This is a genomic window from Pseudomonas sp. Irchel s3a18 (assembly GCF_900187535.1).
Classification (GTDB): domain Bacteria; phylum Pseudomonadota; class Gammaproteobacteria; order Pseudomonadales; family Pseudomonadaceae; genus Aquipseudomonas.
Genome location: NZ_FYDV01000005.1, coordinates 1 through 15,114 on the forward strand (window position 1 = coordinate 1; position 15,114 = coordinate 15,114).

General features: G+C 59.0%; 17 protein-coding genes. 11 read left to right on the top strand and 6 right to left on the bottom strand.

What is annotated here, in order from left to right; genetic code table 11:
- The first annotated feature begins 254 nt into the window (after positions 1 to 254).
- Together CKW29_RS08970 and CKW29_RS08975 are read left to right on the top strand one after the other, a co-directional pair.
- A complete protein-coding gene (locus CKW29_RS08970) occupies positions 255 to 641 on the top strand; it encodes a hypothetical protein (protein ID WP_095148294.1) in 387 nt (128 codons plus the stop codon).
- 157 nt (positions 642 to 798) lie between these two features.
- A complete protein-coding gene (locus CKW29_RS08975) occupies positions 799 to 1,086 on the top strand; it encodes a DUF1652 domain-containing protein (protein ID WP_095148295.1) in 288 nt (95 codons plus the stop codon).
- A gap of 193 nt (positions 1,087 to 1,279) precedes the next feature.
- Here CKW29_RS08975 and CKW29_RS08980 read toward each other — a convergent pair whose 3' ends face one another.
- Positions 1,280 to 1,900 carry a c-type cytochrome gene (locus tag CKW29_RS08980; protein WP_095148296.1) on the bottom strand — a complete coding sequence of 207 codons (621 nt, stop codon included), beginning with the start codon at positions 1,898 to 1,900 and terminating at the stop codon, positions 1,280 to 1,282.
- Positions 1,901 to 1,911: 11 nt separating this feature from the next.
- Entirely contained in the window at positions 1,912 to 3,153 is a 1,242-nt protein-coding gene (locus CKW29_RS08985; RefSeq protein WP_095148297.1) for a molybdopterin-dependent oxidoreductase, read from the bottom strand.
- A gap of 1,219 nt (positions 3,154 to 4,372) precedes the next feature.
- On the opposite strand from CKW29_RS08985, the gene CKW29_RS08990 reads away from it, so the two are divergent.
- Positions 4,373 to 4,828, top strand: coding sequence for a DUF2214 family protein (locus CKW29_RS08990; protein ID WP_095148298.1), 456 nt, complete (start codon positions 4,373 to 4,375; stop codon positions 4,826 to 4,828).
- A gap of 81 nt (positions 4,829 to 4,909) precedes the next feature.
- Here the strand turns inward: CKW29_RS08990 and csrA are convergent, their stop codons facing one another.
- Positions 4,910 to 5,104 carry a carbon storage regulator CsrA gene (gene csrA / locus CKW29_RS08995; protein WP_007938114.1) on the bottom strand — a complete coding sequence of 65 codons (195 nt, stop codon included), beginning with the start codon at positions 5,102 to 5,104 and terminating at the stop codon, positions 4,910 to 4,912.
- 249 nt (positions 5,105 to 5,353) lie between these two features.
- Between csrA and CKW29_RS09000 the strand changes: the two genes are divergently transcribed.
- Positions 5,354 to 5,719 carry a penicillin-binding protein activator LpoB gene (locus CKW29_RS09000; RefSeq protein ID WP_095148396.1) on the top strand — a complete coding sequence of 122 codons (366 nt, stop codon included), beginning with the start codon at positions 5,354 to 5,356 and terminating at the stop codon, positions 5,717 to 5,719.
- A gap of 103 nt (positions 5,720 to 5,822) precedes the next feature.
- Here CKW29_RS09000 and CKW29_RS09005 read toward each other — a convergent pair whose 3' ends face one another.
- The 3 genes from CKW29_RS09005 to CKW29_RS09015 form a co-directional block, all read right to left on the bottom strand.
- The gene (locus tag CKW29_RS09005) at positions 5,823 to 6,512 is read right to left on the bottom strand and encodes an endonuclease (RefSeq protein ID WP_095143246.1); all 690 of its coding nucleotides are present in this window, start codon (positions 6,510 to 6,512) and stop codon (positions 5,823 to 5,825) included.
- Between the two features lie 4 nt (positions 6,513 to 6,516).
- A complete protein-coding gene (locus tag CKW29_RS09010) occupies positions 6,517 to 6,819 on the bottom strand; it encodes a DUF1654 domain-containing protein (RefSeq protein ID WP_095148299.1) in 303 nt (100 codons plus the stop codon).
- Between the two features lie 180 nt (positions 6,820 to 6,999).
- Entirely contained in the window at positions 7,000 to 8,088 is a 1,089-nt protein-coding gene (locus CKW29_RS09015) for an asparaginase (RefSeq protein WP_095143248.1), read from the bottom strand.
- Positions 8,089 to 8,435: 347 nt separating this feature from the next.
- Here CKW29_RS09015 and CKW29_RS09020 point away from each other — a divergent pair, with 347 nt between their 5' ends.
- The 7 genes from CKW29_RS09020 to rbsD all read left to right on the top strand — a co-directional run bounded on the left by CKW29_RS09020 (position 8,436) and on the right by rbsD (position 15,087).
- The gene (locus CKW29_RS09020; RefSeq protein WP_095148300.1) at positions 8,436 to 8,891 is read left to right on the top strand and encodes a hypothetical protein; all 456 of its coding nucleotides are present in this window, start codon (positions 8,436 to 8,438) and stop codon (positions 8,889 to 8,891) included.
- A gap of 289 nt (positions 8,892 to 9,180) precedes the next feature.
- A complete protein-coding gene (locus CKW29_RS09025) occupies positions 9,181 to 10,137 on the top strand; it encodes a sugar ABC transporter substrate-binding protein (protein ID WP_095079369.1) in 957 nt (318 codons plus the stop codon).
- A 57-nt stretch (positions 10,138 to 10,194) separates the two neighbouring features.
- On the top strand, positions 10,195 to 11,748 hold the full coding sequence (locus tag CKW29_RS09030) for a sugar ABC transporter ATP-binding protein (RefSeq protein ID WP_095148301.1): 1,554 nt from the start codon (positions 10,195 to 10,197) through the stop codon (positions 11,746 to 11,748).
- Positions 11,745 to 12,722, top strand: coding sequence for an ABC transporter permease (locus CKW29_RS09035; RefSeq protein WP_095143252.1), 978 nt, complete (start codon positions 11,745 to 11,747; stop codon positions 12,720 to 12,722). The genes CKW29_RS09030 and CKW29_RS09035 overlap by 4 nt, the downstream gene beginning before the upstream one ends.
- 3 nt (positions 12,723 to 12,725) lie before the next feature.
- Positions 12,726 to 13,745 carry a LacI family DNA-binding transcriptional regulator gene (locus CKW29_RS09040; protein ID WP_095148302.1) on the top strand — a complete coding sequence of 340 codons (1,020 nt, stop codon included), beginning with the start codon at positions 12,726 to 12,728 and terminating at the stop codon, positions 13,743 to 13,745.
- 23 nt (positions 13,746 to 13,768) lie between these two features.
- On the top strand, positions 13,769 to 14,686 hold the full coding sequence (rbsK, locus tag CKW29_RS09045; protein ID WP_095148303.1) for a ribokinase: 918 nt from the start codon (positions 13,769 to 13,771) through the stop codon (positions 14,684 to 14,686).
- A complete protein-coding gene (gene rbsD / locus CKW29_RS09050; protein WP_095143255.1) occupies positions 14,683 to 15,087 on the top strand; it encodes a D-ribose pyranase in 405 nt (134 codons plus the stop codon). The genes rbsK and rbsD overlap by 4 nt, the downstream gene beginning before the upstream one ends.
- Positions 15,088 to 15,114: the final 27 nt, after the last annotated feature.

Genomic DNA, 15,114 nt, shown 5'->3' on the forward strand with positions numbered 1-15,114 from the left:
GAGCACGAGGTCGGCAGCCTCGCGTTTGAATTCAGCAGAAAAGGAACGGCGTTGTTTGGTCATCTGACACCTCGATCTGGCGAGCATTCTCACCTAAATGGGTGTCCGGTTTCATTAGACCACTACATTACATAGTTATGTGGAGGAGGTTTTTTGATTCGACCTTTCGTCTCAGACGCCAGCATTTCTGTTAGTCGCCTACGGCTTACGGCTCTATAAGTGATAAAGTTTTTTTCACACAAAGGAGCCGCACCATGAGCGACGATCTGCTACACCTCACCCTCCTGCGGGCTCCGGAGGATCATGAAACCTTCAGTCCGGAGTATCAAGCCGAGTTACAAGAGGTGCATGAGCGTCTGCTGGCCTACGGCCTTGAGGTTAGTGCTCGTACATTCATCCCCCGGGAGGCGGGCGGTGGCTTGGTGGGTGAGTATCTAATCCCGCTGGCTCAACTTGGTGGGCCGCTGATCGGAGCGGTGGTGACGGTCAAGGATTGGATGGCGAAGTGCGCCGGGCGTCAGTTGCGCTTGACCGTTGGAGCGGTCGAGCTTGAGGCTCGCTCACCAGTAGACTTGGAGCGGATTCTGCAGAAGGCTCTGGAGCTTAATGCTGCGTACGAACAGCAGGCGCCCGAAGCATAAATCGTACGCGATGTACGTATATCGATGAAGGGTTGTGTTCGGTCGGCAGGACGCCGGAGGGGAGGGTGGATGGTCGGTTTTTCGCGCCGGGACGGCTCAGAGAGCCTATTCTTTAGTAGGGGTGAATTAACCAATCCGAACTCTATGGACGAAAGGCATGATTTCCAATCTTGAGTTACGTCACGTCATTGAGTGCGGCTTCCTACCTCTTTCTTGTTGTTGCACAGTGAATCCGGACGGATCGCTGATGATCAAGGTCGTTGAGCCTGCGTCAGGCTGTGTGCAGCTACTGGTCACGGGAGTATCGGCCCGCAACCTGACTTCTAGCCACGCGATTGCTCACCTCGTTGACGAGCTTCAGAGCGAAATGAAGGCAAACCAAATAGCTTTTCAGACGAGTCGGTCAAACGCGCACGCCAAAAGTAATGCTGGAAGTACTGAGTGACAACATCTCGGGTACGTTCACACTGGGCAATCTGAACACCGATAACGGCTTGTTCTGGGATGGGATTCAGGCCTGCCAGGCTGGATGCGTCAACATCCGGCCCGGCCACCATCCCCGCAGGTCCAGTCAAGACTCCCGCTCTGTGCACAAAGCTCAGCGAGCCTGGAATCTGTTTATTTACACCGTATCGGTATCACTGACTCAGCACGAAAGTCGCCAGGGTTTGCAGATCGTCTGGGCTCAACTGCGCAAAAGGTGGCATCGTGATGTTTCCCCATTTGCCGGTTCCACCTTTCTGAATGCTGGACATTATCTTGGCCAGAGCCTGCGGGTCGTTGGCGTACTTGGTAGCCACCTCGCGATAGGCCGGGCCTACGACCTTGTGATTGATCGCGTGGCAAGACAGGCAGGAATTGCTCTGAAGCAATGCCATGGCGTCGACTTTGGCTACAGGCGCCGGCGGGCTTGAGGCAGCCTGCACATCGGCATCGCTTGCCCGAGCACTGCCGTAGGTTGCCGCCAGGTAGGCACCGATGATGTTCACATCCTGATCGCTGATTGGAGCGCCATACACCTGCTGCATCTTTCTGGCTTCTCCAGTCCATTGCGTCAGGCTCATGCCCGGAGGCTGGAAGTTGATGTAGTCGGCAGAATGACAAGTGGAACACTTCTGCTGCGCCAGTGGGTATCCGGGCAGGGCACTGGGCTTGAGTACCGCCGTTTCGGGCGGCAACGTGATTTCTAACGGCGTTGCGCAAGCCAGGGTAGCCACGCAAATCTGAGCCGCGCACAGCAAGGCGCTCATGCGTTTCATGTAGGGGCCCCTCATGCGATGGTCACATGGCTGGTTTCTACGACGTGGCGGCGGTAGCCACCGGGGTTCCAGTCGGCTTGAAGCGGTTGCGTCTCGCCCGCACTGTTACTGGCGCGCACCATCAACTGTGTGGCTCCCTTGCTGGTGAAGGTGATCGGCAGCGTCCACTGGCGGAAGGAAAAACGGCCAAGATCCTCTCCGAGCCTGGCTTCGCGCCAACTGTTCCCGCCGTCGATCGAGACTTCCACCTTGTTGATTCCAGCACCGCCATCAAATGCTATGCCCTTTAGCGCCACGCTCTTTTGCAGTGGCAACACATCGCCGTGTTTGATGCTGGTGATGAAGCTGCGTACCGGCAACTTGGAAATCGGCTGCGTTTGCGCAGCTGTCGTGCCGGGGGCGATGCAGAAACAATCGTTGTCTGGAACGCGGTAACCTTTCGTCATGAAGAAGCCGTCGTAGGTTTGGTCGATGACTTCGATCTCACTCAGATGCTTGATCCAATAGGTGCCGAAATAACCTGGCACCACCAGGCGTATTGGGTAGCCGTTGAGGAATGGCAGGTCGGTGCCGTTCATGGACCAGGCGATCAAGGGCTCGCCGTCCATGGCATGGTTGATGTCCAGCGCCTTGATGTACTCCGGCGTGCTCGGCAGCACTGGCCTGTCTAGCCCGCGGAACGTCACTTGCCTGGCGTCGGCTTTCACGCCCGCCTTTTCCAGTACCGCCTTGAGCGGGACGCCCACCCAGCGGGCATTGCCCATTGAGCCATTGCCCAATTGCGCGCCGAATACGCGCGGCATCGAGAACCCGCGGCTGTTTCCCGAGCACTGATTGACGGCCACCACCTCTACCGGTTCGGCCAGGGCTTTGAGGTCTGCGAGGGAAAGTGACAGCGTCGTGTTGACCGAGCCCTTGATTGCCAGGCGGTAACTGTCTGGATCGATACGGGTCGGGAAATTGGCCAAGTGGTAACGCACAAAAAAGGCGTCATTTGGCGTGATGGGCCCTTCGTTGAAGACGGAGAACGGAGTCTCGAGGTGTGGCGGGCGGGTGGTCACCAGGGTCAACGGCCGTTTTTGCGGGTATTGCACCAACGGTCGTGGACCGGATGCAAAGGTGACTTCTTCGGCGGTTTCGTCTCCTGCCTTGGCGAGGCGTGCCAACGGAGAGGCCGCCAAAGCCCAGACAAAGGCATCACGTAGCACGCGTCGGCGGTTCGGCTTGCTGTTATCTACAAAATGGAACCTCATTCTTCGCTCTCCTTCGCTCTTTATGATTGTTTTGCTGAGATGTCACCAAAGCCCCCCCCCGTTGGGTGCAGAGGCATCGGATTTGATGTGTCGATGGAGTTTCGCTCAGCTGTTCGGCTTCGGTGAGCGATCCAGTATGGTCATGCGCAAGTCGATTGCTTTTCATTGAGCGTCAGTGATTTTGCATTTGATGACAGCGGCTGCCGACACTCGCGTACCGCGCACGGACCAACGCAATGCCGTGGATTTCAACGCGGTGACGTCACCCGCTGGCAGTTTCGCTTGAGCGAGCGCAGTGCACGCACAAGTGGGGTAAGTCACGTGCCGGACAGGGTGGTCACCAACGAGGCCGCGAAGGTGCGTCTGGCGGTGTTCAATCGTTCTACGGCTCCTGCGAGCGTCGGCGTTCGCTTAACTGAACAGTATTACGTGACCGGATTGCCGACTTCGTGATTGAGGCGCAGGGCTTCAAGCGTGGGCTCGATGGCGAGTAGCTTGAGGAGATGCGCAAGCCGTCAGTCTTCATCATCTCGCAAATGGCGGTACCAGCCGTACAGTGCAAGGCCGAGGATTATTACTAAGACGACCAGGATGAGGATGACCAAATAGCGCATGTAGCCTCGCTCGTATCGGGTCTGGTGTTTTGCAGTTGGCTGGGCTCACATCAAGCTTAGCCCTTGCGGCCAGGCGAGCAGTGCTGCCTGTCTCTTCGATCAGTGTTTACCTGGCAGGAGCGCAGAAGGTGAATCGATCCGGGGGTGTGATCGAGTTTTCGGGTCAAGGGGGAGGGGCGATTCCAGTTCGGCTTCGTCATTTCTCAAGTGTCGATACCAGCCGGCCATTGATCCGCAAAGGATGATGAGGGCTGCCGCTGCACAGGTGATCATTAGATAGTGCATTCAATCTCTCGCCTCAGGCGTTGTTTTTATTGTTCTGATAAAACTGGAGATTTTGTAATGGGGTGTAGCTCTATCTGTCTTTGATACTAGGCTGCTTTCTGGGTCGGGCAAGGGCCTGGCTTCGGGGGGGGCGCAATGAGTCCGGCTTTTGGCATGACAGGCATCAGTCTAGTCAGCTTGCAGGTTTTTGCCTTATCCAGGCAGGTGCGTTCCAGCGTACTGGGGGGCGTTGTTTGATGGGGAGGGGGCAGGCGAACCCTGGCGATGTGGGCTACTACTGACGGGGCTAATTCTTGTTGTTCTGAATGGGGGGCGTATCGATGCGGGTTCACTGGTTTCTGGCGGCGGTCCATCTTCTGGCCTATGGCCTCGCACTCTGGGCGGTGCTGGCGCGGGGAGCGGCTTTTCGTCGAGTCACTCCGGAGGGTGGTGGTGCTCGAAATGTATTGCTGGCCGATAATGTCTGGGGCCTCTCAGCGCTCATTCTGTTGATCACAGGAGGAGTGCGTGCCTTTGGCGGTTATGAGAAAGGTACGGATTACTATCTGCACCAGCCGTTGTTCCACCTGAAACTGACGCTGTTCATCCTGATTCTGTTGCTGGAGATCGCACCCATGGTGGCGTTGATCAAGTGGCGAATCGCACTGGGCCGCAAAGGGCCGATCGATGCAGGGCGCACGCGGCTGTTTGCCCGTATCAGTCATATCGAGGCGTTGTTGATTGTGCTGATGGTCGTGGCCGCGACGGGCATGGCTCGCGCAGTGACGTTTGGCTGACGGGGGCAGGTTGGAGGAAGGCGCATAATCTTTAGCCAGCCACGGCGGTAAAGCAGGCTGGCTACTGATTGCAGTTGCTGTTCAGGGCGTCTGCGGTTTGTCCGGTGCGGTCAGGCCTGCCTGGATGCGCTGGTAGATTTCTTCTCGATGCACCGCGACGTCTTTCGGGGCATTGATGCCAATTCTGACCTGCTGGCCGCTAACGCCCAGTATGGTGATCGTAATGTCGTCACCGATGTTTATGCTTTCACCGACTTTACGGGTGAGTATCAGCATGATCTTCTCCTTGATAGCTTGGTAGGGCACCTGACTCAAACGATGCGGATGTCGGTGATACCTATAGATTAGTGCGAAGTGTCGCGGTTTGGGTGCTTCTTTCTGACGTGCAGACGCGGCATTAATTCCCGGGGTGCGACTATACAGAGGCGGCAAACATCATTCTCGTTGTTTTATGCCCTGTTTGCTTGGGTTGCGAGGCATTTTTGAGTGATAAAATCTCCGTTTTGGCATTCCGAGGGGAAAACTGTGGGCAAAATGATATGGATGATCGCGGTAGTGGCGTTGGTCGGGTGTGGTCAGCAAGCCGCGCAGGAGCCGAAAAAGCCTCGTGCACCCTTCATTTCTGCTCCGGCAGAGGCCGCTACGCAGCAATGGGATGTGCTGGTTCAAGGTCAGACTGTTCAAGCTGTCAGTGATCTCACCGGCTGGTTGATCGAGCATAGCTTTGTTTCCAGCGTCGTCACGCAGGATGGCAAACAGCGCGTGCTGGTGGGGCCTTTCAATTCAAGGGCAGAAGCTGAGGCGCGGCAGGCTGACGTGACGGCTGCCCTGATCAAGGCGAAGAAGCAGAATATTGAGGCGCTGGTGGTCGAGCACCCGATCGCTCAGTGACACCCTCCTGTAGGGCGGTGATTGTCGTCCGTCTTTGCGTGGGGTGACGGTGTCCGGCCTTGAAACGGCGTTGCGCCTGTTTCAGGGCCGGGCAGGTGAGTTGTCAGCCACACCGCTTCAGGTCGACAGGTCCGACGAACTCGTTGGCGCGCCCCATGACACATGCCACCGTCTGGTTGCGTTGCTGCTCCCAGGCCTGCACCGGGTAGGTCTTGTTCCAGGCTTCGTACAGCTGCCGGTCCTGTTTGGACAGGCGCAAACCATATTGCTTGCTCATGTAGAAGTAGGTGCGGGCGATCATGCCGCGAATGGAGGGGCGGGGCATGACTTTCTTTGCCTTGAAATCGACTTGCGTCAGGCACGAGCCGTACTGGCCGGTCTGCACGGGTAGCCAGCCAAAGCTGAAGTTGCTGCGGTCCCCGTTCACTTCGCCAATGCTGGGAACCAGGTTGTGCAGGTCGGCCTCTGCACGCTGGTAGGCTGGGTCGTAGCGGGTGCAGTTCTTGCGCCCGCCCTCTTGCCAGCACTGGCGCTGGTGGCCGATTTGCCAGGCTGGAACAATGTGCTCCCATTCAATGCGTGCCGCACGGCTGGCGTTTTTGCGCGGTACGTAGCCGCAGGCTTTCAGGTCCACCCGATTGCCCGTGTACTTGCAACCACAGTAGAACTCCGTGGATTGCGGGGCATAGAGCTTCCAGGCGACCTTCTTGGCCTCGTTAAAGGTGCGTGGCGCCTGCGCGTGAGCGCTGGCCGCCACGAAGAGCAACAACAAGGCGAAACAACGAACACTCATTGACTCAATCTTCCTTCGGCACGACCCAGAAAATCTGTACGCCGCCATCGTCGCGATAAGCGAGGGTGACGTTGTCGTTCTCGGCGATCTCCTCGAGCAGACGCTCCCATTCCTCGACCGGTTCATCGGGGAGGCGGAAGATCAGGGCGGCCTTGGCTTTTTGGGCAGTCGGGGAATTGATGATTTTTTGAACGCGCAAACCGAGTCGTTCGTAGGAGCCAAGAGGGTTGGTTGCTGCTGAGGAGGTCGTGGCCACGGGATAGTCCTTATTAAGCTGTACGTGCGTACAGTATTTAACTGTAGGCATTTTCGCAACTGCTTAAAATTCAAGAAGATCCTCTGACAGCGAATTTTCCCGTTTGGTGTAAATCGGATGCAGGTTTTCTGTCGAAATGACGAAGGAGGGGGCAAGCGAGGCAGGATCACTCGCCCGGGCGGGCGAGTGAAGAGGGTGAGCGTCCGACCGGATCAGGTCGGACGCAATCAATCAGTACTCCCAGAACATCCGTTGCAGCTCTTTGCTGTCGGAGGTCTTGGTCAGGGCGACCATGGCCAGGATGCGGGCTTTTTGCGGGTTCAGGTCATGAGCCACGACCCAGTCGTACTTGTCGTCTGGCTGTTCGGCGTTGCGCAGGACAAAACCGCCGGCATTGACGTGGGAGGAGCGAATGATCTGCACGCCATCCTTGCGCAAGGCTTGCAGGGTTGGAACGACGCGCGACGACACAGAACCATTACCGGTGCCGGCATGGATGATGGCTTTGGCGCCAGACTGGGCCAGGGCTTTGTAGGCGGTATCGCTTACGTTGCCGTAGGAGTAGGCGATTTCGACGTCAGGCAGGCTCTTGATGGTTTTGATGTCGAATTCCGAATCCATGGTGTGACGCTTGGCCGGCTGGCGGAACCAGTAGGATTTGCCTTCGACCACCATGCCCAGCGGGCCCCAGGCGCTCTTGAACGCTTCGGTCTTGATATTGACCGTTTTGCTGACATCACGACCCGACTGAATCTCGTCGTTCATGGTGACCAGTACGCCTTTGCCCCGAGCGTCTTTGCTGCCGGCAACAGCCACGGCGTTGTACAGGTTGAGCATGCCGTCGGCCGACATGGCGGTGCCCGGACGCATCGAGCCGACAACGATGATTGGCTTGTCGGTTTTTTCCACCAGGTTCAGGAAGTAGGCCGTCTCTTCCAGGGTGTCGGTGCCGTGGGTGATGACGATGCCGTCGACGTCTTTGCTGTCGGCCAGTTCCGCCACGCGACGACCCAGTTGCAGCAGGTTTTCGTTGGTGATGCTCTCGGAGGCGATTTGCATCACTTGTTCGCCGCGAACGTTGGCCAGTTGGCTCAGTTCAGGGACGCCGGCGATCAATTGTTCGATCCCGACCTTGGCGGCCTGGTAGGTAGCGCTGTTGGCAGCGCTGGCGCCAGCGCCGGCAATGGTGCCGCCGGTGGCGAGGATCACTACGTTGGCCAGCTTTTGTTTGTTTTCCACTTCTTTTGCTTGCAGTGCGGTCGGCAGGAGCAGCAGGAGGGCCAAAGCGCCCGGAACAAAGGTCTTGAAGGCAGATTTCATTATTTTCTCTCTTGGTGATGACGGTGCGTCTGCAGGTTCATCCAGATACGCCCCCAGGCCGATCTGAATGCCGGGGGCCGTCTGTAAGAGCAGGATCTGTACCATTCGTCGCTGAATATGAAATATCTTTTAACTTATTGATTTATATAGAATTAATTTAGTTTGAATGAGGTCGTGGAGAAGGTCGGCGTCCGGGATCCCGACTATGTGGCGCATTCGCGTTCGGATGACCGAAAATTCATACAGTGTGCGTCGACTTATCTTGCATTTGTGGCAGGGCATCAGGGGTAAAGAAAACCCCATGCCGGCCGATAAGCCTTGAAGGATTATTTTTTCAAGGAGCTTCTATGACGGGTTCGATCGGTTTTCCATCAGGTGGCGCTATCACCTTTAACGGCAAACCCCTGGCGGTGGTCGAGACGCTGAGCAAGACAACCGCGGACGCCTCGGACGAAGCGCTCGGTACGAAGGAGGAGGGGGCTGGCAAGACGGTGCCTGGCGCGCAATTGCAGGCGGGCCAGCGTGCGGGCGCAAGCGAAAGTGAGGGCAGCGGCAATGTGGTGGTCGAGACGTTGCTCAAGCGCATGAAAGAGTTGCAGGAACTGTTGCAGCAGCAACAGGAACAACTGGCGGCTGCACAGGCCGCGTCCTACCCCACACCGGAACAAAAAGCGACCGTCGTGATGGGGCTCCAGGCTCAGATCGCCACTACCAGCGCAGCGTTGCAGCAAGTCTCGGCGGCGTTGGTCAAGGAATTGAGCTCGGGTTCGAGCGTCGGTTCGCAGGTCAACACCACCGCCTGACTCCGTGAACGGTACGCGTCAGTGGGGCCGACTTCGTTGAGGCGTATCGTGCGGCGTGTGTGCCACCCTGTAACCTGCGGGCGGGCTCACAGCGGGTCCTGTCAACCGTTGACAAATACCCGCAGGGTTCTCATAGTTCGGCTTACGCAAACGTTTGCGCGATCTGCCAGCGCTCAGGTTCAATGGGCTCGGCACCCCTCGTTCTCGCCCATTGAGGCGCGGGTGAACGGGTTTCAAGCGTACGCACTGCAAGCGTTGCTCACAATAATCATAAGATCGGAGTGAACCCATGAAGCTGCCATTCGCTGGACGTCTTCTCGCTGTCGCTATGCTGGCTGCCGCCTCCACCGCATTGCCCCTTTCTTCGGCTTTCGCCCAAACCCCTGAAAAACCCAAGGTCGCACTGGTCATGAAATCCCTGGCCAACGAATTCTTCCTGACCATGGAAGATGGCGCCAAGGCTTACCAGAAAGAACACCCCGCCGATTTCGACCTGGTCTCCAACGGGATCAAGGACGAAACCGACACCGCCAACCAGATTCGCATTGTCGAGCAGATGATTGTTTCCAGGGTCAATGCGCTGGTGATCGCGCCCGCTGATTCGAAAGCGATGGTGCCGGTCATCAAGAAGGCCGTCGATGCCGGTATCACGGTCATCAACATCGATAACCAGCTCGATCCGGATGTGCTCAAAAGCAAAAACATCAGCGTGCCCTTCGTCGGCCCTGACAACCGCAAGGGCGCGCGCCTGGTGGGTGAGTACCTGGCCAGGCAGCTGAAGGCCGGCGACGAAGTCGGCATCATCGAAGGTGTTTCCACCACCACCAATGCCCAGGCCCGTACCGCAGGCTTCAAGGATGCGATGGAGGCCGCGCAGATCAAGGTGGTGTCGCTGCAATCCGGCGACTGGGAAATCAACAAAGGCAATCAGGTTGCCTCCTCGATGCTCAGTGAATACCCGCAACTCAAGGCGCTGCTGGCGGGTAACGACAGCATGGCCGTCGGCGCTGTTTCGGCGGTGCGTGCAGCGGGCAAGGCAGGCAAGGTGCAAGTGGTCGGCTACGACAACATCAATGCCATCAAGCCGATGCTCAAGGATGGCCGTGTGCTCGCCACTGCCGACCAGTTCGCGGCCAGGCAGGCGGTGTTTGGCATCGAGACCGCACTGAAAATACTCAAGGGCGAACAAGTCGACAGCGGCACTCACGGTGTTATCGAAACGCCGGTTGAGCTGGTCACCCAGTAATCATTCTGACAGTACAAAGGCGCTCGCCCGTCCGGGCGAGCCCATGGAGCGTTACTTATGTCAGCAAGTGCCCCGAGCGCAGTCCTTTCGGTCAGCGGTATCGGCAAGACGTATGCGCAACCGGTGTTGAGCGGCATTGATCTGTCGCTGATGCGCGGCGAAGTGCTGGCGCTGACCGGTGAGAATGGTGCCGGTAAAAGCACGCTGTCGAAAATCATCGGTGGGCTGGTCGAGCCGACCACTGGCCAGATGCAATTCCAGGGAAGCGATTACCGTCCCGCCAGTCGGGCCCAGGCGGAGCAGCTGGGTATTCGCATGGTCATGCAGGAGCTCAATCTGCTGCCAACCTTGTCGGTCGCGGAAAACCTGTTTCTCGACAACCTGCCCGGCAAGGCGGGATGGATCAATCGCAAGCAATTGCGCAAAGCCGCGATTGAGGCCATGGCCCATGTCGGTCTCGACGGGATCGATCCGGACACGCTGGTGGGCGAGTTGGGGATTGGCCATCAACAAATGGTCGAGATTGCCCGCAACCTGATCGGCGATTGCCATGTGCTGATTCTCGACGAGCCGACGGCAATGCTGACCGCCCGTGAAGTCGAGATGCTGTTTGAACAAATCACCCGCCTGCAGGCTCGTGGCGTGGCGATCATCTACATTTCCCATCGCCTGGAAGAGCTGGCGAGGGTGGCCCAGCGCATTGCGGTGTTGCGTGACGGTAACCTGGTCTGCGTCGAGCCCATGGCTGATTACAACAGTGAGCAACTGGTCAACCTGATGGTGGGGCGCGAGCTGGGAGAACACATTGACCTGGGCCCGCGGACGATAGGTGCACCCGCCTTGACCGTCAAAGGCCTGAGCCGCTCAGGCAAGGTCCGCGATGTGTCGTTCGAGGTGCGCAGCGGTGAGATCTTCGGGATTTCCGGCTTGATCGGGGCTGGGCGTACGGAGCTGCTACGGCTGATTTTCGGCGCGGATGCGGCGGACAGTGGCACGGTGGCGCTGGGTTCGCCGGCGCGGGTCGTGAGCATTCGCTCGCCTGCCGACGCGGTTGGCCACGGAATCGCGCTGATTACCGAGGATCGCAAAGGCGAGGGGCTGCTGTTGACTCAGTCGATCAGCGCCAACATTGCCCTGGGTAACATGCCGGGCATTTCCAGGGGCGGCATCGTCAATGCAGGTGACGAGGCGGCGCTGGCCCGGCGTCAGATCGACGCCATGCGCATTCGCAGCTCCAGCCCCGGGCAGTTGGTCAGCGAGTTGTCGGGCGGCAATCAGCAGAAGGTCGTGATCGGTCGCTGGCTTGAGCGCGAGTGTTCGGTGTTGTTGTTCGACGAGCCGACTCGCGGTATCGATGTGGGTGCCAAGTTCGATATTTACGCATTGCTCGCAGCGCTGACGCGTCAAGGCAAGGCGCTGGTGGTGGTCTCCAGTGACCTGCGCGAGCTGATGCTGATTTGCGACCGTATTGGTGTGCTGTCGGACGGGCGCCTGATCGACACCTTCGAGCGCGACAGCTGGACCCAGGATGACTTGCTTGCCGCTGCGTTTGCCGGCTACCAACAACGTGATGCGTTGCTCAATGAAGCAGCGCCAAGGAATTTCCCATGACAACTGCACTGTCCGCCGGCAACCGCAGCGGCAACTTTTACGGCCTCGGTACTTACCTGGGGCTGGCCGGTGCCCTGCTGGCGATGATTGCGCTGTTCTCGGTCCTGAGCAGCCATTTCCTTTCCTACGACACCTTCAGCACCCTGGCCAACCAGATCCCGGACCTGATGGTGCTGGCGGTCGGCATGACCTTCATCCTGATCATCGGCGGCATCGACCTGTCGGTGGGTTCTGTACTGGCCCTGGCGGCATCGACGGTCAGCGTGGCGATTCTCGGCTGGGGCTGGAGCGTCCTCCCGGCAGCGCTGCTGGGCATGGCGGCGGCGGCATTGGCCGGGACCCTTACCGGCTCGATCACCGTGGCCTGGCGCATTCCCTCGTTCATCGTGTCGCTCGGGGTGCTGGAAATGGCCCGTGGTGTTGCCTACCAGATGACCGGCTCGCGCACGGCCTACATCGGCGATGCCTTCGCCTGGTTGTCCAACCCGATCGCCTTTGGCATTTCGCCCTCGTTCATTATTGCGCTGCTGATCATCTTCATCGCCCAGGCAGTGTTGACTCGCACCGTGTTTGGTCGCTACCTGATCGGGATCGGCACCAACGAAGAAGCCGTGCGATTGGCGGGGATCAATCCCAAGCCCTACAAGATTCTGGTATTCAGCCTGATGGGTTTGCTGGCCGGTGTCGCTGCGCTGTTCCAGATCTCGCGCCTGGAAGCGGCGGACCCGAATGCCGGCTCCGGCCTGGAGCTGCAAGTCATCGCGGCGGTGGTGATCGGTGGTACCAGCCTGATGGGCGGTCGCGGTTCAGTGATCAGCACCTTTTTCGGTGTCCTGATCATCTCCGTACTGGCGGCGGGGCTGGCGCAAATCGGGGCAACGGAACCCACCAAGCGCATCATCACCGGTGCGGTCATCGTGGTCGCGGTGGTGCTGGACACCTACCGCAGCCGCCGCGCAAGTCGACGGAGCTGAGCCATGGCAACGATTAAGGATGTGGCGGCGCTCGCGGGTATTTCCTACACCACGGTGTCCCATGTGGTGAACAAGACGCGACCGGTCAGTGAAGAGGTGCGGTTGAAAGTCGAGGCCGCCATCGAGCAGCTCGACTACGTGCCCAGCGCGGTCGCCCGTTCGCTGAAAGCGAAAAATACCGCGACCATCGGCCTGTTGGTGCCTAACAGCCTCAACCCCTATTTCGCGGAGCTGGCCCGGGGTATCGAGGATTACTGCGAGCGCAACGGCTATTGCGTGATCCTCTGCAATTCCGACGACAACCCAGACAAGCAGCGCAGTTACTTGCGTGTGCTGCTGGAAAAACGCATCGACGGGTTGATCGTGGCCTCGGCCGGAGGGGATAGCAGCCTGGCCCAGGGGTTGGCGGGGGTGCGCACGCCGATGGTGATCGTCGACCGTGGCCTGGAAGGGGTCAATGCGGACCTGGTGCGCATCGACCATGAATACGGCGCTTACCTGGCGACCCGGCATTTGCTGGAGCTGGGTCATCGCGATATCGCCAGCATTGGCGGCCCGGCGCATACCAGTGTGGCCCGGATGCGCCAGGCCGGTTTCTGCCGGGCCTTGCAGGAGGCGGGCATCGAGGTCTCGAGCGAGCGGATGCTTGAAGGCGATTTCACCAGCACCGGTGGTTACAACGCGGCCGCGCGGCTACTGGCGAACAATCCACCCAGCGCGATCTTTGCCGGCAACGACATGATGGGCATCGGCGTGCTGCGCGCGGCGGCCGAGCGCAATATCCGGGTGCCCAGCGAGCTCTCGGTCATCGGTTTTGACGATATCCAGATGAGTCGTTATGTCTACCCGGCGCTGACCACCGTGGGCCAGTCAATCCTGCAGCTGGGTGAAATGGCGGCAGAAGTGCTTTTGCGACGGATCGCGACTCCCGAACGGGCGACCGATCAGCGGATCGTGACGCCCAGCATTGTCATGCGCGAATCGACTGCACCGTTGTCCGGTGTATTCGACCAATACCGTTGAAGCGAATTGATGAGTACTGATGTATGCCAGCAAGCGTAGTAGTCGTAGGCAGTCTGAATATGGACCTGGTGACCCGTGCCCCGAGGTTGCCGCGTGGCGGTGAGACACTGATTGGCGAGTCGTTCGCCACTGTGTCGGGAGGCAAGGGGGCCAACCAGGCGGTTGCATCGGCCAGGCTCGGTGCGCAGGTCTCGATGATCGGTTGCGTCGGTGAAGACGCCTATGCTGGCCAGTTGCGCGCGGCGCTACAGGCTGAACAGATCGATTGCCGGGCGCTGAGCTCGGTCGAAGGTTCCAGTGGCGTGGCGCTGATTGTGGTCGATGACAGTGGCCAGAACGCCATTGTGATCGTCGCTGGTGCCAACGGTTTGCTGACCCCCGATGTGATTGCCGGCTACGACAGCGTGCTGGCGGCTGCGGACGTGATCGTCTGTCAGCTGGAAATACCGATGCATACGGTCGGATATGTCCTCAAGCGCGGGCGTGAGCTGGGCAAGACGGTCATCCTCAACCCGGCCCCGGCCAGCGGCCCGTTGCCGGCTGACTGGTTTTCCTGCATCGACTACCTGATTCCCAACGAAAGCGAAGCCTCGGCACTGAGCGGCTTGCCGGTGGACTCCCTGGAGAGCGCCGAAAGGGCTGCTGGCCAACTGATCGCCGCGGGTGCCGGCAAGGTCATCATCACCTTGGGTGCCCAGGGTTCACTGTTCGCCAGCGGACAAGGCTTTGAGCACTTTGCGGCGCCCAGGGTCAAGGCCATCGATACCACGGCGGCCGGCGACACCTTTGTCGGTGGTTTTGCCGCGGCGCTGGCGTGCGGCAAAAGTGAAGCAGATGCCATTCGCTTCGGTCAGACCGCCGCCGCCCTGTCGGTGACGCGGGCGGGTGCACAGCCTTCGATCCCTGCTTTGTCCGACGTACAGGCCTTTAAAGCATCATGAAGAAGACACCTCTGCTCAACGTAGCGCTGTCGCGGCTGATCGCGTCGCTGGGGCATGGCGACATGCTCGTGATCGGCGATGCGGGCTTGCCGGTGCCCCCCGGTGTCGAATTCATCGACCTGGCCCTGACTCAGGGCATTCCGGATTTCGTCAGCACCTTGCGTGTCGTGTTGAGTGAAATGCAGGTGGAAAGCCACGTGTTGGCCGACGAAATCCTGCTCAAACAGCCGCCTGCGCTACAAGCTCTCGACGAGTTGACCGCGACGGCGATGCTGGGCACTCGACAGTTACTCAGCCATGACGCGTTCAAGCACCTGACTCGACAGGCGCGCGCGATAGTGCGCACGGGTGAATGCCAGCCGTACTGCAACATCGTGCTGGTTGCCGGGGTGACGTTCTAGCCCGCCCAAAAAGGATCTATCCACGCA